Below are 22,431 nucleotides of genomic sequence, written 5' to 3' on the forward strand. Positions count from 1 at the left end.
TTATCTGGAGTACCGCGTCTATTTAGCTGGCGGGTTGATTAGGCTTGTAGTCCTTAAGCAGCAAGTACGTGCTCCATCCCCACCAATCATTGGTCCAGTGCTTGTCGTTCAAATCGTTGACGTCCTTGCGCCGCAGTACCTTGTCCCCCTCCATCTTGAACAGCGGCGAGAAGTTATTTACCGGGTTTTGTGCGGCGTTCAGGTCGGGTACATACAGCGGTGCCTTGAACTCAGCCGGGGAGGGCGCGATGCCGCTGATGAAGGTTTCGAAGATCTCATCGGCCGAGGCCTGTACGGCCCCTTTGACCTGCACGCGATTGTCGGCGTCGATGCTATCGAAGTAGCGCTTGTCGCCGTAGGCATGCCACTGAGCGCCCATGGCATTGCGCACCTTGAGCCCGAATTTACTGTCTTCATCGTGCATGAAGCGGCTGATCAGCGAGCCGAGTTCTCCTGGCGTCACCACTGCCGCCAGTTGTTTGCGCGGTACCCGCAGGTGGCCGGCGGAAAACAGGTCGGTCAAAAAGTGATCGGCAAAGCTGTTCATGGCGTAGGCCAATTCCAGGGCCTGGTCGGTGCCAGTCTGGTGGGCCACCACTGCCTGTTGCAGTGCTGCCGTATGGCCGGCCATGTAGGCCGACAAGGCCCACTCACCGAAGTGGTCGGCGTTGTCCGCTGCCAGTTTCAGGTAACGGCCCAGCGGCACGAGGGCCGAAACAGCGCTGCCGCCGCCGGTGATGCGGTTCCACTCCTCGGACAACGTATCACCAAGGGCGTCATAGGCTTCGTGCGGCTGTTTGCCTTCCTTGATCGCCTGGTTGACGGCGTTGATCTCCTTTTGCATCACCGCCAGGATCTTCTGCGCTTCTTGCCGTGAAGCGGGCAGCACGGCGAGAGAGTTGAAAGCGGCGGTGAAGCGTTGCACGCGCTCGGCCGGGGAGTTGCCATCGCTGATCGGTTGGCCGGGGATGCCATAGAAGTCGCCGCCCAGGGCGATCACTTGGCCATAGGTGAGTGCGAGCCCGTTGGGCAGGTGCAGTTCGACTTGGCGTGCAGGGATGGCCGGGGCGTCCTTGCTGAAGCGAAGCAGGGTGTCATCGCCGATGGCGGTGTGTTCACCGCCTTCGAAGCGCAGGGTAGGCGGGGTTTTTTCGGGTGCTGCGAGTTCAAGACCTGACATGTTAGCTCCTTGCTATGTCGTAGGAATCTTCCGTGATAACTGTATGTATATACAGTTATCTGAATCATAGGTGAGAAATTTCCTACGTCAAGAGCCGCGTCTTAAGCCTTCGCAGGATTACGCCGGATGAATTGCAGTTGACGAATTTATTTATGGTTGTACGATGACGTACGACATCACCAAAACCAACAACAACCTTTCGTAAGAAAGTCTTCGCCCAGGGTGTTCGAATAATGAATCCACAAGAACTGAAGTCCATCCTCTCTCACGGTCTGCTGTCTTTCCCGGTGACCGATTTCAACGCCCAGGGTGATTTCCACCAGGCGGGTTACATCAAGCGCCTGGAATGGCTGGCCCCTTACGGCGCCAGCGCCTTGTTCGCCGCGGGTGGCACAGGTGAGTTTTTCTCCCTGGCGGCCAGCGAATATTCCCAGGTGGTGAAAACCGCCGTGGATACCTGCGCGTCCAGCGTGCCGATCCTGGCCGGTGTAGGCGGTGCCACCCGCCAGGCCATCGAGTACGCTCAAGAGGCCGAACGCCTCGGCGCCAAAGGGTTGTTGCTGCTGCCGCACTACCTCACCGAAGCCAGCCAGGACGGGGTTGCCGCCCACGTTGAGGCCGTGTGCAAGTCGGTCAAGATCGGCGTGGTGGTGTACAACCGCAATGTCTGCCGCCTGACCGCACCGTTGCTGGAGCAACTGGCCGAGCGCTGCCCGAACCTGATCGGCTACAAGGATGGCTTGGGTGATATCGAGTTGATGGTGTCGATCCGCCGTCGCCTGGGCGACCGTTTCAGCTACCTCGGTGGCTTACCGACTGCTGAGGTTTACGCCGCGGCCTACAAGGCCCTGGGCGTGCCGGTGTACTCCTCGGCGGTGTTCAACTTCATCCCCAAGACGGCGATGGATTTCTACCACGCCATTGCCCGCGAAGATCACGCCACCGTCGGCAAGATCATCGACGACTTCTTCCTGCCGTACCTGGATATCCGTAACCGCAAGGCCGGTTACGCGGTGAGCATCGTCAAGGCCGGTGCGAAAATCGTCGGTTATGACGCCGGCCCCGTGCGCACGCCACTGACCGACCTGCTGCCGGAAGAGTATGAAGCCCTCGCCGCGCTGATCGACAAGCAAGGCGCGCAATAAATTATCCACAAGGCCGCTGAGCAATCAGCGGCCTTTTGCGTCAGGAGAAGATTCGTGTCCCAAGCAAAGCGTTTTGAAAACTACATCAATGGTGAATGGGTAACCGGCGCCGACTACTGCACCAACATCAACCCGTCGGATGTGTCCGACGCCATTGGCGAATATGCCAAAGCAGACGTGGCCCAAGTCAACGCGGCCATCGATGCTGCCCGCGCCGCGTTCCCGGCGTGGTCCACCTCCGGTATCCAGGCGCGTCACGATGCGCTGGACAAAGTCGGCAGCGAGATTCTCGCCCGTCGTGAAGAACTCGGCACCCTGCTGGCCCGCGAAGAGGGCAAGACCCTGCCCGAAGCCATTGGCGAAGTGACTCGCGCCGGCAATATCTTCAAATTCTTCGCCGGTGAGTGCCTGCGCCTGTCGGGCGATTACGTGCCGTCGGTGCGCCCGGGCGTCAACGTTGAAGTGACCCGCGAAGCCCTCGGTGTGGTAGGCCTGATCACCCCGTGGAACTTCCCGATTGCCATCCCCGCGTGGAAAATCGCCCCGGCCCTGGCCTACGGCAACTGCGTGGTGATCAAGCCGGCCGAACTGGTGCCGGGCTGTGCCTGGGCCTTGGCGGAAATCATCTCCCGCGCCGGCTTCCCTGCCGGTGTGTTCAACCTGGTGATGGGCAGTGGCCGTGTGGTCGGCGACGTGCTGGTCAACAGCCCGAAAGTCGATGGCATCAGTTTCACCGGGTCTGTGGGCGTTGGGCGTCAGATTGCCGTCAGCTGTGTATCGCGCCAGGCCAAGGTGCAGTTGGAAATGGGCGGCAAGAACCCGCAGATCATTCTCGACGATGCCGACCTCAAACAGGCTGTCGAGCTGTCGGTACAGAGTGCGTTTTACTCCACCGGGCAGCGTTGCACCGCGTCGAGCCGCCTGATTGTTACTGCTGGGATTCACGATCAGTTTGTCGCGGCGATGGCCGAGCGCATGAAGTCGATCAAGGTCGGCCACGCGTTGAATAGCGGCACCGACATTGGCCCGGTGGTGTCCCAGGCTCAGTTGGATCAGGACCTGAAATACATCCATATCGGCCAGAGCGAAGGTGCCCGGCTGGTGAGTGGTGGCGGCCTGGTGACCTGCGACACCGAAGGCTATTACCTGGCGCCGACACTGTTTGCCGACAGTGAAGCGGCGATGCGCATCAGCCGTGAAGAGATCTTCGGCCCGGTGGCCAACGTGGTGCGCGTGGCCGACTACGAGGCGGCGCTGGCCATGGCCAACGACACTGAGTTCGGCTTGTCGGCGGGCATCGCCACCACCTCGCTCAAGTATGCCAACCACTTCAAGCGCCACTCCCAGGCTGGGATGGTGATGGTCAACCTGCCGACGGCGGGGGTGGACTACCACGTTCCATTTGGTGGCCGTAAGGGGTCATCCTACGGTTCGCGTGAGCAGGGTCGCTATGCGCAAGAGTTCTACACCGTGGTGAAGACCAGCTACATCGGTTCGTAACACGCAGCACCCTGTGGCACCGGCTTTATGTGGGAGCTGGCTTGCCTGCGATAGCATCACCTCGGTCTCGCTGACACACCGAGGTGCCTGCATCGCGGGCAAGCCCGGCTCCCACAGGAAAACAAAAATCATTACCCGCAAAAAAAATAATTAGTGGGAGTACTTCTACATGCAAGCGACCAAGCCGACCCACGTCCGCTATTTGATCCTGCTCATGCTGTTCCTGGTGACCACGATCAACTACGCCGACCGGGCCACCATCGCTATCGCCGGCTCCAGCCTGCAAAAAGACCTCGGTATCGACGCGGTCACCCTCGGTTATATCTTCTCTGCGTTCGGTTGGGCCTACGTGGCCGGGCAAATTCCCGGTGGCTGGCTGCTCGATCGTTTCGGCTCGAAAAAAGTCTATGCCTTGAGCATCTTCACCTGGTCGCTGTTCACCGTGCTGCAAGGCTATGTCGGTGAGTTTGGCGTCTCCACTGCAGTAGTCGCGCTGTTTATGCTGCGCTTCATGGTGGGCTTGGCCGAGGCGCCGTCGTTTCCGGGAAATGCCCGTATTGTTGCGGCGTGGTTTCCTACGGCTGAACGCGGCACTGCGTCGGCCATCTTCAACTCGGCCCAGTACTTCGCCACGGTGTTGTTCGCGCCGTTGATGGGCTGGATCGTCTATCGCTTCGGCTGGCAGCACGTGTTTATCGTGATGGGCGTGATCGGCATTGTGTTCTCGCTGATCTGGCTGAAAGTTATCCACAGCCCGCGTCAGCATCCGATGATCAACGAGGCCGAGTTCAATCACATCGCCGCCAATGGCGCGATGGTCGATATGGACCAGGACAAGGGCAAGGGTAAGAAAACCGACGGGCCGAAGTGGGATTACATCCGTCAGCTCCTGACCAACCGCATGATGCTCGGCGTCTACCTGGGCCAGTACTGCATCAACGGCATCACCTACTTCTTCCTGACTTGGTTTCCGGTGTACCTGGTGCAGGAGCGTGGCATGACCATCCTCAAGGCTGGTTTCATTGCTTCGTTACCGGCGATCTGCGGCTTTATCGGCGGGGTGCTCGGTGGGGTGATTTCCGACTACCTGCTGCGCAAAGGCCACTCGCTGACCTTCGCGCGCAAGGCGCCGATCATTGGTGGCCTGCTGATTTCCAGCAGCATCGTGGCCTGCAATTACGTAGACATCGAATGGATGGTGGTGGGCTTCATGGCCTTGGCCTTCTTCGGCAAAGGCGTTGGCGCACTGGGTTGGGCGGTGGTGTCCGACACCTCACCGAAACAAATCGCCGGGCTCAGTGGCGGCTTGTTCAACACCTTCGGTAACCTGGCGTCGATCACCACGCCGATTGTGATTGGCTACATCATCAGCACCACCGGCTCGTTCAAATGGGCGCTGGTGTTCGTTGGCGCCAACGCGCTGGTGGCGGTGTTCAGTTACCTGGTGATTGTCGGCCCGATCAAGCGCGTGGTGCTCAAGGAGCCGCCTACCCAGGGCCCTGAGTTGACCAACCTTTCTCAAGCGCATTCCTGAGGTTCGTGTGATGCAGTTGATTGAACATGCCGACTCGCCGCGCTCGATCCGTTTGCACGAGCGCGACAATGTGGTGATCGTGGTGAACGATCAAGGGGTACCCGCCGGTACCGAGTTTCCCGACGGCCTGGTCACCGTGGATTTCATCCCGCAGAGCCACAAGGTGACGCTGGAAGACATCCCCGAGGGCGGCCAGATTATTCGCTACGGCCAGACCATCGGTTATGCCCTGGCGCCGATTCCGCGCGGCAGTTGGGTGCAGGAGGACCAGTTGCGCATGCCCACCGCACCACCGCTGGACAGCTTGCCGCTGTCCACCGAGGTGCCTGAAACCCAGGCGCCCCTGGAGGGGTTTACCTTCGAGGGCTATCGCAATGCGGACGGCACCGTGGGCACGCGCAATATCCTCGGCATTACCACCACCGTGCAATGCGTCACGGGCGTGCTGGACCATGCGGTCAAGCGCATCAAGGACGAGTTGCTGCCCAACTACCCGCATGTCGATGACGTGGTGGCGCTGACCCACAGCTACGGCTGCGGCGTGGCGATTACAGCGACGGATGCCTACATCCCCATCCGCACCGTGCGCAACCTGGCGCGCAACCCCAACCTGGGCGGCGAAGCCTTGGTGATCAGCCTGGGCTGCGAAAAGCTCCAGGCCGGCCAGGTGATGCACGACAACGACAGTTCTGTAGACCTGAGCGAGCCGTGGCTGTATCGCCTGCAGGATTCCAGCCACGGCTTTACCGAAATGATCGAGCAGATCATGGCGCTGGCCGACGTGCGCTTGAAGAAACTCGACCAGCGCCGCCGCGAAACCGTGCCGGCCTCCGAGTTGATCCTGGGCATGCAGTGCGGCGGCAGTGATGCGTTTTCCGGCATCACTGCCAACCCGGCGCTGGGGTATGCCTCGGACCTGTTGCTGCGCGCCGGCGCGACGGTGATGTTTTCCGAAGTGACGGAAGTGCGCGATGCGATTTACCTGCTGACTTCACGCGCGCAAAACGAAGACGTTGCCCGCGAGTTGGTCAGGGAAATGGACTGGTACGACCGTTACCTGGCCAAGGGCGAGGCGGACCGAAGCGCCAATACCACGCCGGGTAACAAGAAGGGCGGGCTGTCGAATATTGTCGAGAAGTCGTTGGGCTCCATCGTCAAATCCGGCAGCAGTGCGATCACCGGTGTACTTGGCCCTGGCGAGCGCTTCAAGGAAAAGGGCCTGATCTTCTGCGCCACACCGGCCAGCGATTTTGTCTGCGGCACCTTGCAACTGGCGGCGGGGATGAACCTGCACGTGTTCACCACCGGGCGCGGCACGCCGTACGGGCTGGCGATGGCGCCGGTGGTGAAGGTTTCGACCCGCACCGAGCTGGCCCAGCGTTGGCCGGACCTGATCGATATCGACGCCGGGCGCATTGCCACGGGGCGCGCGAGTATCGAGGAGTTGGGCTGGGAGCTGTTCCACTTCTATCTGGATGTGGCCAGCGGCAAGAAGCAGACCTGGGCAGAGCGGCATAAGCTGCATAACGACATCACGCTGTTCAACCCGGCGCCCATTACCTGAGACCGAGTCGCTGCCTTCGCGAGCAAGCCCGCTCCCACATTTGACCGAGTTCTACCTTTGGAATGCGACTAAATGTGGGAGCGGGCTTGCTCGCGAAGGCGCCCTACCAGACGCCACAGGCTCTATGGCTTATCATTAGCCAACTAACGACGCCCACCAAGGTTCTCCCCGGCATGCTGGCAATCTTCCTCACCACCCTCACCATCACCGCGCCGGTGTTTGCCATGCTGTTCCTGGGCGTGTTTCTAAAGCGCATCAATTGGATCAACGACAACTTTATCCACACCGCATCGTCCCTGGTGTTCAACGTTGCCATGCCGGCGCTGCTGTTCCTGGGCATTCTGCATGCCGACCTGCACTCGGCGCTCAAACCGGGGCTGCTGATCTACTTTTGCGTCGCCACCCTGGTGAGCTTTGCCATGGCCTGGGGCTGGGCGATCTTTCGTTGCAAGCGCGAAGACCGAGGCATCTACGCCCAGGGCGCGTTTCGTGGCAACAACGGGGTCATCGGCCTGGCGCTGGCAGCCAGTATGTACGGCGACTACGGCATCTCCCTGGGCGCGATCCTCGCCGCGTTGGTGATCCTCTTTTACAACACGCTGTCGACCATTGTGCTGGCGGTGTATAGCCCGGTGATCAAGTCCGACCCGTGGAGTATCTTCAAAAGCGTAATGGCCAACCCGCTGATTATCAGCGTGATCGTCGCCACGCCGTTCGCGTACTTCCAGATCGGCGTGCCCGGCTGGCTTGAGAAATCCTTGCAGTACCTGTCCGATACCACGCTGCCGCTGGCGTTGATTTGCATCGGTGGCACCTTGTCCATGGCCGCGCTACGCAAGAGCGGCAACATGGCCTTGAGCGCGAGCCTGATGAAGATGATCTGGCTACCGGTGATCGCGACCCTGGGCGCGTGGTTGCTGGGGTTCCGTGGGCCGGAGTTGGGGATTCTGTTCCTGTATTTCGGCGCGCCGACCGCCGCCGCAAGCTTTGTGATGGCCAGGGCGGCGGAGGGTAATCATGAGTTGGCGGCCGCGATTATCGTGATCACCACGCTGATGGCGGCGGTGACCACGAATATCGGGATTTTTGTGTTGCAGGCGGGTGGTTGGATCTGAAATAGGCGGGCAGCTTGAGGCCCCATCGCAGCGATGCGGCGACCCGACAAGCCAGCTCCCACATGTGGGCGTGTGAATACCCTCAAGTGTGGGAGCTGGCTTGCCTGCGATAGCTATCTGGCAGTCACTGCTGATCCGCCTGATACGCCTCAATCACTTCCTGCGCCGCGCGAAACGCATCAATCGCCGCCGGCACCCCGGCATACACCGCGCAATGCAGCAGCGCTTCGCGAATCTCCTCGACCGTACAGCCATTATTCAGTGCACCGCGCACATGGCCCTTGAGTTCCTGCGGGCACTTGAGAGCGGTGAGGGCGGCGAGGGTGATCAGGCTGCGGGTCTTGAGCGGCAAACCTTCGCGGTTCCAGACGCTGCCCCACGCGTGCTCATTGACGAAGTCCTGCAGCGGCTGGGTGAACGCCGTGGCATTGCCCAAGGCGCGGTCGACGAACACATCGCCCATGACCTGGCGACGCACTTCAACCCCGGGCTTTTTCTGATCGGTCATTGCGATTCCCTCTTGTGTTGGCGGTGCCAGGCGCGCAGTGAGGTGAATAACAGCAGAACCCCTAACGCCGGCAGGACGTAATACAGCATCAATTGTTCAAGTTTGTTGGCCAGCGGCATGCCAGTGGTGAAGGCCATGACATGCAGTCCGTAGGCCAGGTAAAGCCCCAGCAACACCAGCCCTTCGATGCGCGTTACCCGGTAGCCTGTATAGAACACCGGCAGGCACAGGATGATGGCGCCGAGCATCACCGGTAAATCGAAATCCAGGGCGTTGGGCGAGACCGACAGCGGCGTCGGCGCCACCAGGGCGGTGAAACCCAGCACGCCGAGCAGGTTGAACAGGTTGCTGCCGATCACGTTGCCCACGGCAATCTCCCGTTCGCCACGCAAGGCGGCGATCAGCGAAGTGGCCAGGCACGGCAGCGAAGTACCGACGCCGATCAGCGTCAAGCCGATGACGCGCTCCGACAGGCCCAGGTCGCCCGCCACCTCCACCGCTGCGCCGAGCAACAAATGCCCGGCCAGCACCAGCACCAGCAAGCCGCCGAGCATCAGCAGCACACTGCTCAGCCATGGCGCCTTGGCCACGGTGTCGAGGGTGCGCGGGCGGCGGGAGTGGCGTGTCTGGTAATGCAATACGCCCAGGTAAGCCAGCAGCGCCACCAGCAGCACGGCGCCATCGAAGGGCGTCAGCATTTCATTGGCGGCCAGGATAAACACCAGCAGGCCGGCGACGATCATCACCGGGATATCCACGCGCACCAGCTGCCGCGAGACTCGCAGTGGAATGATCAGTGCGGACAAGCCCAGGGTCACGAGGATATTGAAGATACTGCTGCCGATGACGCTGCCTACGGCAATGTCCGTGTTGCCAGCCAGCGTGGCCTGCAGGCTCACGGTCATCTGCGGTGCACTGCTGCCGAAAGCGACGATGCTCAAGCCGATGATCAGTGGCCGCACCTTGAGGCTGGCCGCCAGGCGCACCGCAGCGCGCACCAGGATTTCAGCGCCGACGATCAGCAAGATCAGGCCGCCCACCAGTTCGAGCAGGCTCCAGGGCGATAGGGCGTTCAATCCGAAAATGCTCAAGGCTGCCTCGATCAGTTGTTCAGGGCTTGCACGCGAACCCGCGCGGTGCCGCTGCTCAGCATGCGCAGTTGCTCGGCAGCCTTGCGTGAAAGGTCGATCAGGCGGCCACGGGTATGCGGGCCGCGATCATTGATACGCACCACGACAGAACGGTTGTTGTCGAGGTTGGTCACCTTGACCTGGGTGCCGAAGGGCAGGCGCCGATGGGCGGCGGTCAAGGCGTTCTGGTTGAAAGGTTCACCGCTGGCAGTTCTCTTGCCATGGTGCTTGGCGCCGTAATAGGACGCGGTGCCGGTTTCGTCGTAGCCGTTGGGGTCGATGAGGCCGCTGGCGCAACCGGCCAGCAGGGAGGACAAGGCCAGGAGGCCGAGTAGACGCTTCATTTCAGATATGCCCCGGTAGCAAATGTGGGAGCGGGCTTGCTCGCGAATGCGGTAGAACATTCAACATATATGTTGGCTGTCAGTCCGCTTTCGCGAGCAAGCCCGCTCCCACAGGAGTTAGAGCCAGAATTTGGATTCTGCTCCAACCATTTCACTGCAATCAGCCTTCGAGCTTGCTTTTGAGCAGTTCGTTCACCTGTTGCGGGTTGGCTTTGCCCTTGGAGGCTTTCATCGCCTGGCCGACAAAGAAGCCGAACATCTTGCCGCGCTTGGCTTCGTCTGCCGCGCGGTATTGCTCGACCTGCTCGGCATTGGCGGCGAGCATTTCATCGAGTACGGCCGAGATGGCGCCGCTGTCGGTGACTTGCTTGAGGCCACGCTTCTCGATGATCTCGTCGGCATTGCCTTCACCGGCGGCCATCGCTTCGAACACGGTCTTGGCGATTTTGCCGGAGATGGTGTTGTCTTTGATGCGCAGCAGCATGCCACCCAGTTGCTCGGCGGTGACCGGTGCTTCGTCGATTTCCAGGCCCTGTTTGTTCAACAGGCTGCCCAGCTCGACCATTACCCAGTTGGCCGCCAGCTTGGCGTCGCCGGCAATGCTCACGACTTTTTCGAAGTAGTTGGCTTGTTCGCGGCTGGAGGCCAGCACGCTGGCATCGTAGACGGACAGGCCGAACTGCTCCTGGAAGCGCTCGCGTTTTTGCTGCGGCAATTCCGGCAGGGTGGCGCGGATGTCATTGAGGAATGAATCCTCCAGTACCACCGGCAACAGGTCCGGGTCGGGGAAGTAACGGTAGTCGTTGGCTTCCTCTTTGCTGCGCATGGCGCGGGTTTCGTCTTTGTTCGGGTCGTACAGGCGCGTTTGCTGGATAACCTTGCCGCCGTCTTCGATCAGCTCGATCTGGCGACGCACTTCGCTGTTGATCGCCTTCTCGATGAAGCGGAACGAGTTGACGTTCTTGATCTCGCAGCGGGTGCCGAACTCGACCTGGCCCTTGGGGCGGATCGATACGTTGCAGTCGCAACGCAGCGAGCCTTCGGCCATGTTGCCGTCGCAGATGCCCAGGTAGCGCACCAGCGCGTGGATGGTCTTGACGTAGGCCACGGCTTCCTTGGCACTGCGCATGTCCGGCTCGGACACGATCTCCAGCAGCGGCGTGCCGGCACGGTTCAGGTCGATACCGGTGGCGCCCGGGAATTCTTCGTGCAGGCTTTTGCCGGCGTCTTCTTCCAGGTGCGCACGGGTGACGCCGACACGCTTGATGGTGCCGTCTTCCAGGGGAATGTCCAGGTGGCCCTTGCCGACAATCGGCAGTTCCATCTGGCTGATCTGGTAGCCCTTGGGCAGGTCCGGGTAGAAGTAGTTCTTGCGCGCAAACACGTTGTGCTGGCCGATCTCGGCGTCAATCGCCAGGCCGAACATCACCGCCATGCGCACCGCTTCCTGGTTCAGCACCGGCAGCACGCCGGGCATGCCCAGGTCTACCAGGCTGGCCTGGGTATTGGGCTCAGAGCCGAACGTGGTGGCGCTACCGGAGAAAATCTTCGATTGGGTGGCGAGCTGGGTATGAATCTCCAGCCCGATCACAACTTCCCATTGCATAGTGTTCTCCTCAGAAGCCGGTAGGGGTGCGGGTGTGCCAGTCGGTGTTCAACTGGTACTGGTGCGCCACATTGAGCAGGCGGCCTTCCTGGAAGTACGGGGCGAGCAATTGCACGCCCACCGGCAGGCCATCGACGAAACCTGCGGGCATGGACAAGCCCGGCAAGCCCGCGAGGTTGGCGGTGATGGTGTAGAGGTCTTCCAGGTACTCGGCGATCGGGTCGCCGGTCTTGGCGCCGATCTTCCACGCCAGGTTCGGCGCGGTCGGGCCGAGGATCACATCGACTTCTTCAAAGGCGGCCATGAAGTCGTTCTTGATCAGGCGACGGATTTTTTGCGCCTTGAGGTAGTACGCGTCGTAGTAGCCGGCCGACAGGGCGTAGGCGCCGACCATGATCCGGCGCTGCACTTCACTGCCGAAGCCTTCGCCACGGGAGCGTTTGTACAGGTCGGTGAGGTCTTTCGGGTTTTCGCAGCGATAGCCGAAGCGCACGCCGTCGAAACGCGACAGGTTGGAAGACGCCTCTGCTGGCGCGATCACGTAGTAGGCGGGAATCGCATGCTGGTTGTTCGGCAGGCTGATTTCCTTGATCACGGCGCCAAGTTTTTCCAGCTCTTTGATGCTGTTTTGCACCAGATCGGCGATACGCGGGTCGAGGCCGGCGCTGAAGTATTCCTTCGGCACGCCGATGCGCAGGCCCTTGATCGAGGTGTTCAGGCTGGCGCTGTAGTCCGGCACGGGCTCGTCGATGCTGGTGGAGTCCTGTTTATCGAAGCCTGCCATGCCTTGTAACAATACTGCGCAGTCTTCAGCGGTGCGTGCCAATGGGCCGCCCTGATCGAGGCTGGACGCATAGGCAATCATGCCCCAGCGAGACACACGACCGTAGGTCGGCTTCAGGCCGGTGAGGTTGGTGAAGGCCGCTGGCTGGCGGATCGAACCGCCGGTGTCGGTGGCGGTAGCGGCGGGCAGGAAGCGCGCGGCCACGGCCGCAGCCGAACCACCTGAGGAACCACCCGGTACGTGCTCCAGGTTCCACGGGTTTTTCACCGCGCCGTAGTAGCTCGACTCGTTGGCCGAGCCCATGGCGAATTCGTCCATGTTGGTCTTGCCCAGGGTCACGGCCCCGGCAGCGGCCAGCTTGGCGACCACAGTGGCGTCGTAGGGCGCCTTGAAGTTGTCGAGCATCTTCGAGCCGCAGCTGGTGCGAATGCCCTGGGTGCAGAACAGGTCCTTGTGGGCGATCGGTGCGCCAAGCAGCGCGCCGTTCTCACCGTTGGCGCGACGGGCGTCGGCGGCCTTGGCCTGGCTCAGGGCCAGCTCCTCGGTGAGGCTGATGAAGCTGTTGACCTTCGGATCGAGCGCGGCGATACGCGCCAGCAAGGTCTGGGTCAGCTCTTCGCTGGAAAACGATTTGTCGGCGAGACCGCGGGCGATCTCGGCCAGAGTCATGTGATGCATGAAAGGCTCTTTCCCTTTAGTCGATGACTTTCGGAACCAGGTACAGGCCGTTTTCGACCGCTGGCGCGATGGACTGGTAGGCCTCGCGATTATTGCGTTCGGTCACGACGTCTGCGCGCAGGCGCTGGCTGGCTTCCAGTGGGTGAGCCAGGGGCTCGATGCCGTCGGTATTCACGGCTTGCATTTGGTCGACCAGCCCGAGAATGCTGTTCAGGGCTGCGGTGGTCTGTGGAAGATCGGCATCATTAAGGCCAAGCGAGGCCAAATGTGCGATTTTTTCCACGTCGGAGCGTTCAAGCGCCATGGGATTCTCCAGTGGAAAACAGAACGGAGGGCGTCCGTGTGTTAGATTGTCGGAACACTACCGCATTTCTACGGTCATAAGGCCGCGATTGTGGGGGTTGGTGCACAGAAAGTCGGCCAATTTAGCACATTGGCGCCTTGCCCAAAATCCCTGTCGTTGTTAGAGTTTGCCGCACTTTTTTACCCACGCGTTGCCTAGGGTCCTTTCCCCATGTTCAAGAAACTGCGTGGCATGTTTTCCAGCGATCTCTCCATTGACCTGGGCACTGCCAACACCCTTATTTACGTGCGCGAGCGCGGTATCGTTCTGAATGAGCCATCGGTTGTGGCCATTCGGACCCATGGTAATCAGAAAAGTGTCGTTGCCGTTGGCACCGAGGCCAAGCGCATGCTCGGCCGTACACCAGGCAATATTGCTGCCATTCGTCCGATGAAGGATGGCGTGATCGCCGATTTCAGCGTCTGCGAAAAGATGCTGCAGTACTTCATCAACAAAGTTCACGAAAACAGTTTTCTGCAGCCCAGCCCTCGCGTGCTGATCTGCGTTCCGTGCAAGTCCACCCAGGTTGAGCGTCGCGCCATCCGTGAATCGGCCCTTGGCGCCGGTGCCCGTGAAGTCTTCCTGATCGAAGAGCCGATGGCCGCTGCGATCGGTGCCGGCCTGCCGGTTGAAGAAGCACGCGGTTCGATGGTGGTGGATATCGGTGGTGGTACGACCGAAATCGCCCTGATTTCCCTGAACGGTGTGGTGTATGCCGAATCCGTACGCGTGGGCGGCGACCGTTTCGACGAAGCGATCATCACGTATGTGCGTCGTAACTACGGCAGCCTGATCGGCGAATCCACCGCCGAGCGCATCAAGCAGGAAATCGGCACCGCTTACCCAGGCGGCGAAGTGCGCGAAGTCGATGTGCGCGGTCGCAACCTGGCCGAAGGCGTTCCACGTGCCTTCACCCTGAACTCCAATGAAGTGCTGGAGGCTCTGCAAGAGTCCCTGGCCACCATCGTTCAGGCGGTGAAAAGCGCTCTGGAGCAATCGCCGCCGGAGCTGGCTTCCGATATCGCCGAGCGTGGCCTGGTACTGACCGGTGGTGGCGCCTTGCTGCGCGACCTCGACAAGTTGCTGGCCCAGGAAACCGGCCTGCCGGTGATCGTCGCCGAAGACCCGCTGACCTGTGTTGCCCGTGGCGGTGGTCGTGCGCTGGAAATGATGGATAAACACACCATGGACCTGCTCTCCAGCGAATAAGATTGCCTGGATGGTTCATGCTTCGTCGGCAGGCAGCACTTTGCAGTGCTGCCTGTTGGCGTTTATCTTCTTCAATCTGCATCCAGGCCGGTTTGATGCCGTATGAATAAAGAGAACATTTGCCTGGGAGGAGCGGCTTATTAAACCGCTTTTCGCCAAAGGCCCCTCATTGGGTGTGCGCTTATTGGTGCTGACCGTGCTTTCGGTCGCGCTGATGGTGGTCGATGCCCGCTTTGCACTGCTCAAGCCGGTGCGTAGCCAGATGTCGCTGGTGTTGATGCAGACCTACTGGATCACCGACCTGCCGCAACGTCTATTCCAAGGTGTGTCCAGCCAATTTGGCAGCCGCACCGAACTGGTCGCCGAAAACGAAAAACTCAAGACTGAAAACCTGCTGTTGCAGGGGCGCATGCAAAAGCTGGCGGCCCTCACCGAGCAGAACGTTCGGCTGCGCGAGTTGCTCAATTCTTCCGCGCTGGTCAACGAAAAGGTCGAAGTGGCCGAGCTGATCGGCATGGACCCCAACCCCTTTACCCACCGCATCATCATCAACAAGGGTGAGCGCGACGGTGTGGTGCTTGGCCAGCCGGTGCTCGATGCCCGTGGCCTGATGGGCCAGGTGGTGGAGTTGATGCCCTACACCTCGCGGGTGCTGTTGCTGACGGATACGACCCACAGCATTCCGGTACAGGTCAACCGTAACGGCCTGCGCGCCATTGCCAGCGGCACCGGCAACCCGGAACGCCTGGAGCTGCGCCATGTGGCGGACACCGCTGACATCAAGGAAGGCGACCTGTTGGTCAGCTCTGGCCTGGGCCAGCGCTTTCCGGCGGGTTATCCGGTGGCGACGGTCAAAGAGGTGATCCATGATTCCGGCCAGCCGTTCGCTATCGTTCGGGCGGTACCGACTGCCGCTTTGAACCGCAGCCGCTACCTGCTGCTGGTGTTCAGCGACAACCGCACCCCGGAAGAGCGCGCCAACGACGCTGCCCAGGCCCAGGAAGCGGAAGACCAGCAGAATGGTACCGCGCCTATCGTGCCGGCCACGGTGCCGAAACCGGCTTTCGTCGGTCCGCCTCCACCTGCGGCAACAACTGCCCCGGCACCGGCTGCAACGCCCGCTCAACCGGCAGCGCACAACGCGCGCCCGGCTAAGCCAGCGGCAGTCAAACCCCCGGCCACTACGCCGAGCACCGCTCCGGCCACCACACGGCAGAGGGAGCAATAATGGCCGGTACTCATTCACGCAATGGCTGGATCGTCTGGCTGACCTTCGCCATCGGCCTGCTGCTCAGTGTTTCGCCGCTGCCGCAGTTCATGGAAATCCTGCGTCCGCTCTGGCTAGCCTTGTTGCTGGCGTTCTGGTCATTGAACCTGCCGCACAAGGTGGGCATGGTCACGGCGATGTGCCTGGGGTTGGCCGAAGATGTGCTGTATGGCACCTTGCTGGGCCAGAACGCGTTGATCCTGACCCTGATTACCTTTCTGGTGCTGTCGTTGCAACAGCGCTTGCGCATGTTCCCGATGTGGCAGCAGTGTTTGGTGATCCTGGTGATCTTCGGCCTGGCGCAGTTGGTGCAACTGTGGCTCAGCGCGTTGACTGGCAACCGCCAGCCGACCCTGGCGCTGGTCTTGCCGGCGCTGGTCAGTGCCTTGTTGTGGCCCTGGATCAGTTTTGGCCTGCGTGGGCTGCGTCGCCGCTATAAAATCAATTGAATGGATTGCGAGGCTCTGCCTGGTTATCGAACCCCACAGGGAGAGGCTGCAATGAATTCGCTTTATCTGGCCTCGGGCTCCCCGCGGCGACGTGAACTGCTGGCCCAGATCGGTGTGCCCTTCACCTTGGTCAGCGCCGCTATTGATGAAACGCCCCTCAACAACGAACCTGCCGTTGCCTATGTCGAGCGCCTTGCGCGGGGCAAGGCGACGGCGGGTTTTGTTGCGCTTGGCCACACCTCAAACACCTGCGTGCTAGGGGCCGACACGGCGGTGATCGTTGACGGGCAGATCCTGGGCAAACCGGTGGATCAGGCCGATGCACTGGCCATGCTGATGGCCCTTTCCGGCCGCGAGCATGAAGTGCTTACCGCCATTGCCCTGACCGACGGCCAGCAATGTGAAACCCGATGTGTCAGCAGCCGTGTACGTTTCCGCGAGGTTTCTGTGCAGGAGGCTACCACCTACTGGCACAGTGGCGAACCGCAGGACAAGGCCGGCGGCTATGCTATCCAAGGGCTGGGTTCGGTGTTTGTGGCCGGGCTTAATGGCAGTTATTCCGCCGTGGTGGGCCTGCCAGTCTGCGAAACCGCGCAACTGCTCGCCCAATTCGGCATACCCTGTTGGCAAAACCTTACCGTGTGCTGAACGCCGTATTCCAGCGCCAAGCCTTAAGCGAACGGTCACTATTGTGAAAACGCCTGAACGAGACCCAGCCATGAGTGAAGAGATTCTGATCAATATCACGCCGATGGAATCGCGCGTGGCGGTGGTAGAGAACGGTGTTCTGCAAGAAGTGCATGTCGAACGCACCCAGAAACGCGGGATCGTCGGCAATATCTACAAAGGCAAGGTGGTGCGCGTATTGCCGGGCATGCAGGCGGCCTTCGTCGACATCGGCCTGGACCGTGCAGCGTTTATCCATGCCTCGGAAATTTCCCTGCGCGAAGGCCCTGCGGTGGAAAGCATCAGCGCCCTGGTGCACGAGGGGCAGAGCCTGGTGGTGCAAGTCACCAAGGACCCTATCGGTTCCAAGGGCGCCCGCTTGACCACCCAGCTGTCGATTCCCTCGCGCTACCTGGTGTACATGCCGCGCACCGCCCATGTGGGCATTTCCCTGAAGATCGAAGACGAAGCCGAGCGTGAGCGCCTGAAGAAGGTGGTCAGCGACTGTGTCGCCGCCGAGGGCATCAAGGAAGCGGGTGGGTTTATCCTGCGCACCGCCGCAGAAGGCGCTGGCGCGGATGAAATTCTCATGGATATTCGCTACCTGCGGCGCCTGTGGGACCAGATCGACGCCCAGATCAAGACCATCGGCGCGCCCAGCGTCATCTATGAAGACCTCGGCCTGGCGCTGCGCACGCTGCGCGACCTGGTCAGCCCGAAGATCGAGAAAATTCGCATCGACTCGCGGGAAACCTTCCAGCGTACTACGCAATTTGTTGCCGAGTTGATGCCAGAAATCGCCGATCGCCTGGAACACTACCCCGGCGAGCGGCCGATCTTCGACCTGTATGGCGTCGAAGACGAAATCCAGAAAGCCCTGGAACGCAAGGTGCCACTCAAGTCCGGCGGCTACCTGGTGGTAGACCCGGCAGAAGCCATGACCACCATCGACGTCAATACCGGTGCATTCGTGGGCCATCGCAACCTTGAAGAGACCATCTTCAAGACCAATCTCGAAGCGGCCACGGCCATCGCCCGTCAACTGCGCCTGCGCAACCTGGGCGGCATCATCATCATCGACTTCATCGACATGGAAGATGAAGAGCACCAGCGCCAGGTGCTGCGCACGCTTGAGAAGCAACTGGAGCGCGATCACGCCAAGACCAACATCATCGGCATCACCGAGTTGGGCCTGGTGCAGATGACCCGCAAGCGCACGCGCGAAAGCCTCGAGCAGGTGCTGTGCGAGCCGTGCAGCAGCTGCCAGGGCCGCGGCAAACTGAAGACCCCGGAAACGGTTTGCTACGAGATTTTCCGCGAGATCCTGCGCGAGGCGCGCGCCTACCAGGCCGAAGGTTATAGAGTACTTGCCAATCAGAAGGTGGTGGATCGCCTGCTGGACGAAGAGTCCGGTAACGTCGCCGAACTGGAAAGTTTTATCGGTCGCACGATTCGCTTCCAGGTCGAAACCATGTATTCACAGGAACAATACGACGTGGTGTTGCTCTGATCCCCAGCTGTGCACTTTCTTCGAGACCGGCAGACCTTGATCTGCCGTCCGCTAACTGTTTTTTGAGGGTCGCCTGACATGGAGCGTCTGATACGCTTTTTTGCCGCTTTGACCCGTTGGGGCCTGGGCCTGTGCGCCTTGTTGCTGGTATTGGCAGCGGTGTACGTGAGCCTGGGGCGCGAACTCACCCCGCTGGTGGCCGAATACCGCGCCGAAGTCGAAGCCAAGGCCCAGGCTGCGCTGGAGACGCCGCTGCATATCGGTAGCCTTGAGGGCCGCTGGAGCGGGTTTGCCCCGGTATTGCTGGCCCACGACGTCATGGTTGGCGAGGGTAGCAGTGCCTTGCGCCTGGACCAGGTGGAAGTGGTGCCGGACATGTGGGCCAGCCTGTTGGCCCGCGAAGTGCGCATCGCTCATCTGCAAGTCAGTGGCCTGCAACTGAGTGTCAAGGAAGACCAGGACGGCCGCTGGACGCTGCAAGGCTTGCCGGTTCAGGACAATCAGCCGTTGGACCCGCAACAGCTGTTGACGCGCATGCAGATGGTCAAGCGCGTGTCGGTGCTGGACAGCCAGGTGACCCTGCAACCCTTCGACCAGGCGCCGGTGACCGTAACCTATGTGGGCCTGAGCCTGCATACCGGCATTAGCCAGCAGCGCCTGGACGCTCGCCTGACATTGCCCGACGGCCAACCGTTGGCGGTCAGCCTGCGTAGCCGCATTCGTGCCAGCCAGTGGCAAGACGCTGAGGTCGATGCCTACCTGAGCCTGCCGCAAAGCGACTGGGCCAAATGGATTCCCGCCAGGCTGACCCAGCAATGGAAGCTGACGCAATTGAAGGCCGGCGGCGAGTTTTGGCTCAGTTGGGCCAAAGGCACGGTGCAAAGCGCGGCGGTACGCCTCAATTCGCCCCAAGTGAAGGGCAGCTACGCCGACCGTAAGCCGGTACACCTCGAAAACCTGGCTCTGACCGCCTACCTGCAGCGCAGTGACACTGGCCTCAAGGTACTGTTTGATTCCCTGGCGATGAACATCGGCGAAACCCGTTGGGAATCGCGCCTGCAATTGCAGCAGAGCCTGGCGACCGACAAGGAACAGGAAGTGTGGAAGTTGCAGGCCGATCGTCTCGACCTCACGCCCATCACACCGCTGCTCAACGCCTTGGCACCGCTGCCGGACGGTTTCGCCAAGGCCGTCGAACACCTCAAAGCCACCGGCCTGTTACGCAATGTGCTGGTGGACTTCCGGCCGCAAGACACCACCGACCGCAAACTCAGTTTTGCCGCTAACCTGGAGCGTGTCGGCTTCGATGCGTACTTCGGCGCGCCGGCCGCACGCAATGTGTCCGGCAGTATCAGTGGCGACCTGGGCCAGGGCGAGTTGCGCATGGACAGCAAGGACTTCTCCTTGCATCTGTATCCGATCTTCGCCAAGCCGTGGCAATACATCCAGGCCAATGCGCGCCTGACCTGGAAGCTGGACAAGCAAGGCTTCACCTTGATCGCCCCGTATATCAAGGTACTGGGCGAGGAAGGCAAGGTGGCGGCGGACTTCCTGATTCGCCTGCATTTCGACCACAGCCAGGAAGACTACATGGACCTGCGGGTCGGCATGGTCGATGGTGATGGCCGTTTCACCCCCAAGTATCTACCGGCCGTGTTGAGCCCGGCGCTGGATGAATGGCTGCGCACGGCAATCCTCAAGGGCGCGGTGGACGAAGGCTTCTTCCAGTACCAGGGATCGCTCAGCCACAACGCGCTGCCGGCGTCGCGCAATATCAGCCTGTTCTTCAAGGTGCATGATGCCGAACTGGCCTTCCAGCCGGGCTGGCCTCATGTGAACAAGGTCAATGGGGAAGTGTTCGTCGAGGAAAGCGGTGTACGCATTCTGGCGAGCAAGGGCCAGTTGCTCGACACCCAGGTCAAGGATGTCTACGTCAATATCCCCCACGCCCCAGCGGGCGGGGACAGTCATCTGCTGCTCACGGGCGGGTTCTCCGGCGGTTTGGGCGACGGCCTGAAGATCCTTCAAGAAGCCCCTATCGGCACGGCGTCTACGTTCGCTGGCTGGAAAGGCGAGGGCGACCTGCAAGGTAGCCTGGACTTGGACGTACCGCTGGCCAAAGGCACTGAGCCCAAGATCGTCGTGGACTTCAAGACCGACAAGGCGCGCCTGCAATTGGCGGAACCGCCGCTGGAACTGACCCAGCTCAAAGGTGATTTTCGCTTCGACAGCGCCAAGGGCCTGAGCGGGCAGAAGATCTCGGCCCAGGCGTTCGACCGTCCCATCACGGCGCAGATTTTTGCCGAAGGCAAGCCGCGCAATATCAGCACTCGCGTGACCGCCAATGGCCAGGTCACCGTCAAGCGCCTCACGGACTGGTTGAAAGTCAGCCAGCCGCTGCCGGTCTCCGGCGATATCCCGTACCAATTGCAAGTGATCCTCGACGGCGCAGACAGCCAGTTGATGGTCAATTCCAACCTCAAAGGCGTCGCGGTGGACCTGCCGGCACCGTTTGGCATGCCGGCCAGCCAGGGGCGTGACAGCACTTTTCGTATGACCTTGCAGGGCGCTGAACGCCGTTACTGGTTTGATTACGGCGAGCTGGCGAATTTCACTTTTGCCGCGCCGCCGGACAAGTTCAATGATGGCCGCGGCGAACTGTTCCTTGGCGATGGTGATGCGGTGCTGCCCGGTGCCAAGGGCCTGCGCATTCGTGGCGTGCTGTCGGAGCTGGATATCGACCCCTGGAAGAAACTTGTGGATCGCTACGCGGGCAATGATCCAGGTGGCAATGCCAAGCAACTGCTCAGTGGCGCTGATTTCAAAGTAGGCAAACTGACCGGGTTTGGTACCCAGTTTGACCAGGTCAGCTTGCAGCTTGATCGCAAGCCGGCAGCCTGGGGCCTGCAACTCGATAGCCAGCAAGCCAAGGGCACGGTGAACCTGCCGGACGCCAAGGGCGCGCCGATTGCGGTCAACCTCAAGTATGTGAAATTGCCTGCGGCAGACCCGACCGCGCAGGCGGACGAAAACGCGCCGGACCCGCTGGCCGATATCGACCCCAAGAGCATTCCGGCGCTGGATATTGCCGTCGACCAATTGTTCCAGGGGTCGGACCTGATCGGGGCCTGGTCGCTGAGAATCCGCCCGACCGCCAAGGGCCTGGCTTTCAATAACCTCGACCTTGGCCTCAAGGGCATGTTGCTCAAGGGCGCCGGGGGCTGGGAAGGTGCGCCAGGCGCCAGCAGCAGTTGGTACAAGGGCCGCCTCGACGGCCGTAACATTGCCGACGTGCTCAAAGGGTGGGGTTTTGCGCCTACGGTGACCAGCGAAGACTTCCACCTGGACGTGGATGGCCGCTGGCCGGGTTCGCCGGCCTGGGTTGGGCCCAAGCGCTTTTCCGGCAGCCTGGATGCTGCGTTCCGTAAAGGTCAGTTCGTCGAAGTGGAGGGCGGGGCCCAGGCATTGCGCGTGTTTGGCCTGCTTAACTTCAACTCCATTGGCCGGCGTTTGCGTTTGGACTTTTCCGACTTGTTCGGCAAGGGCTTGAGTTACGACCGGGTCAAAGGCCTGTTGGCCGCCAGTAATGGCGTGTTCGTGACCCGCGAACCCATCACCATGACCGGGCCTTCCACCAATCTTGAGCTAAACGGCACCCTGGATCTGGTTGCCGATCGCGTCGACGCCAAGTTGCTGGTCACGTTGCCTGTGACCAACAACCTGCCGATTGCGGCGCTGATTGTCGGTGCGCCGGCCATTGGTGGTGCGCTGTTTTTGATCGACAAGCTGATCGGTGACCGGGTTTCGCGCTTTGCCAGTGTGCAATACAAGGTGCAGGGCCCTTGGAAGGATCCGAAAATCACCTTCGACAAGCCATTTGAAAAGCCAAACTGAGAGGC

General features: G+C 60.9%; 18 protein-coding genes. 11 read left to right on the forward strand and 7 right to left on the reverse strand.

What is annotated here, in order from left to right; genetic code table 11:
* Positions 1 to 22: 22 nt before the first annotated feature.
* The gene (locus N2A98_RS04500) at positions 23 to 1,180 is read right to left on the reverse strand and encodes a hypothetical protein (RefSeq protein WP_044271595.1); all 1,158 of its coding nucleotides are present in this window, start codon (positions 1,178 to 1,180) and stop codon (positions 23 to 25) included.
* 233 nt (positions 1,181 to 1,413) lie between these two features.
* Here N2A98_RS04500 and kdgD point away from each other — a divergent pair, with 233 nt between their 5' ends.
* From kdgD to N2A98_RS04525, 5 genes are all read left to right on the forward strand, one after another.
* Positions 1,414 to 2,325, forward strand: coding sequence for a 5-dehydro-4-deoxyglucarate dehydratase (kdgD, locus tag N2A98_RS04505; RefSeq protein ID WP_032893575.1), 912 nt, complete (start codon positions 1,414 to 1,416; stop codon positions 2,323 to 2,325).
* Positions 2,326 to 2,379: 54 nt separating this feature from the next.
* Positions 2,380 to 3,825 carry an aldehyde dehydrogenase family protein gene (locus N2A98_RS04510; RefSeq protein ID WP_275623077.1) on the forward strand — a complete coding sequence of 482 codons (1,446 nt, stop codon included), beginning with the start codon at positions 2,380 to 2,382 and terminating at the stop codon, positions 3,823 to 3,825.
* A gap of 169 nt (positions 3,826 to 3,994) precedes the next feature.
* A complete protein-coding gene (locus N2A98_RS04515; protein WP_003188541.1) occupies positions 3,995 to 5,359 on the forward strand; it encodes an MFS transporter in 1,365 nt (454 codons plus the stop codon).
* A 10-nt stretch (positions 5,360 to 5,369) separates the two neighbouring features.
* Positions 5,370 to 6,923, forward strand: coding sequence for a galactarate dehydratase (garD, locus tag N2A98_RS04520; RefSeq protein ID WP_275623078.1), 1,554 nt, complete (start codon positions 5,370 to 5,372; stop codon positions 6,921 to 6,923).
* 173 nt (positions 6,924 to 7,096) lie between these two features.
* Positions 7,097 to 8,038, forward strand: a complete 942-nt coding sequence (locus N2A98_RS04525) for an AEC family transporter (RefSeq protein WP_032893571.1) — start codon at positions 7,097 to 7,099, stop codon at positions 8,036 to 8,038.
* 124 nt (positions 8,039 to 8,162) lie between these two features.
* On the opposite strand, the gene N2A98_RS04530 is transcribed toward N2A98_RS04525, so the two are convergent.
* The 6 genes from N2A98_RS04530 to gatC all read right to left on the reverse strand — a co-directional run bounded on the left by N2A98_RS04530 (position 8,163) and on the right by gatC (position 13,392).
* A complete protein-coding gene (locus N2A98_RS04530; protein ID WP_044271602.1) occupies positions 8,163 to 8,546 on the reverse strand; it encodes a carboxymuconolactone decarboxylase family protein in 384 nt (127 codons plus the stop codon).
* Positions 8,543 to 9,589: a calcium/sodium antiporter gene (locus tag N2A98_RS04535; RefSeq protein ID WP_234454792.1), complete on the reverse strand. Its 1,047-nt coding sequence runs from the start codon at positions 9,587 to 9,589 to the stop codon at positions 8,543 to 8,545. The genes N2A98_RS04530 and N2A98_RS04535 overlap by 4 nt, the downstream gene beginning before the upstream one ends.
* 59 nt (positions 9,590 to 9,648) lie before the next feature.
* Positions 9,649 to 10,020, reverse strand: a complete 372-nt coding sequence (locus tag N2A98_RS04540) for a septal ring lytic transglycosylase RlpA family protein (RefSeq protein WP_003188549.1) — start codon at positions 10,018 to 10,020, stop codon at positions 9,649 to 9,651.
* A 160-nt stretch (positions 10,021 to 10,180) separates the two neighbouring features.
* Positions 10,181 to 11,626, reverse strand: a complete 1,446-nt coding sequence (gene gatB / locus N2A98_RS04545; protein WP_005784800.1) for an Asp-tRNA(Asn)/Glu-tRNA(Gln) amidotransferase subunit GatB — start codon at positions 11,624 to 11,626, stop codon at positions 10,181 to 10,183.
* Between the two features lie 10 nt (positions 11,627 to 11,636).
* Entirely contained in the window at positions 11,637 to 13,088 is a 1,452-nt protein-coding gene (gene gatA / locus N2A98_RS04550; protein WP_044271611.1) for an Asp-tRNA(Asn)/Glu-tRNA(Gln) amidotransferase subunit GatA, read from the reverse strand.
* Positions 13,089 to 13,104: 16 nt separating this feature from the next.
* Entirely contained in the window at positions 13,105 to 13,392 is a 288-nt protein-coding gene (gatC, locus tag N2A98_RS04555; RefSeq protein ID WP_003188556.1) for an Asp-tRNA(Asn)/Glu-tRNA(Gln) amidotransferase subunit GatC, read from the reverse strand.
* A 210-nt stretch (positions 13,393 to 13,602) separates the two neighbouring features.
* Between gatC and mreB the strand changes: the two genes are divergently transcribed.
* From mreB to N2A98_RS04585, 6 genes are all read left to right on the forward strand, one after another.
* Positions 13,603 to 14,640, forward strand: a complete 1,038-nt coding sequence (mreB, locus tag N2A98_RS04560) for a rod shape-determining protein MreB (RefSeq protein ID WP_002555108.1) — start codon at positions 13,603 to 13,605, stop codon at positions 14,638 to 14,640.
* A gap of 169 nt (positions 14,641 to 14,809) precedes the next feature.
* On the forward strand, positions 14,810 to 15,868 hold the full coding sequence (gene mreC, locus N2A98_RS04565; protein WP_275623079.1) for a rod shape-determining protein MreC: 1,059 nt from the start codon (positions 14,810 to 14,812) through the stop codon (positions 15,866 to 15,868).
* The gene (gene mreD, locus N2A98_RS04570) at positions 15,868 to 16,356 is read left to right on the forward strand and encodes a rod shape-determining protein MreD (protein WP_003188558.1); all 489 of its coding nucleotides are present in this window, start codon (positions 15,868 to 15,870) and stop codon (positions 16,354 to 16,356) included. The genes mreC and mreD overlap by 1 nt, the downstream gene beginning before the upstream one ends.
* Before the next feature lie 51 nt (positions 16,357 to 16,407).
* Entirely contained in the window at positions 16,408 to 17,004 is a 597-nt protein-coding gene (locus N2A98_RS04575; RefSeq protein ID WP_044271619.1) for a Maf family protein, read from the forward strand.
* Between the two features lie 70 nt (positions 17,005 to 17,074).
* Entirely contained in the window at positions 17,075 to 18,532 is a 1,458-nt protein-coding gene (rng, locus tag N2A98_RS04580) for a ribonuclease G (RefSeq protein WP_003188562.1), read from the forward strand.
* A 78-nt stretch (positions 18,533 to 18,610) separates the two neighbouring features.
* Positions 18,611 to 22,426: a YhdP family protein gene (locus N2A98_RS04585; protein WP_275623080.1), complete on the forward strand. Its 3,816-nt coding sequence runs from the start codon at positions 18,611 to 18,613 to the stop codon at positions 22,424 to 22,426.
* Positions 22,427 to 22,431: the final 5 nt, after the last annotated feature.

This window comes from Pseudomonas sp. FJ2-5-13, from assembly GCF_029201605.1.
GTDB lineage: Bacteria > Pseudomonadota > Gammaproteobacteria > Pseudomonadales > Pseudomonadaceae > Aquipseudomonas > Aquipseudomonas lactis.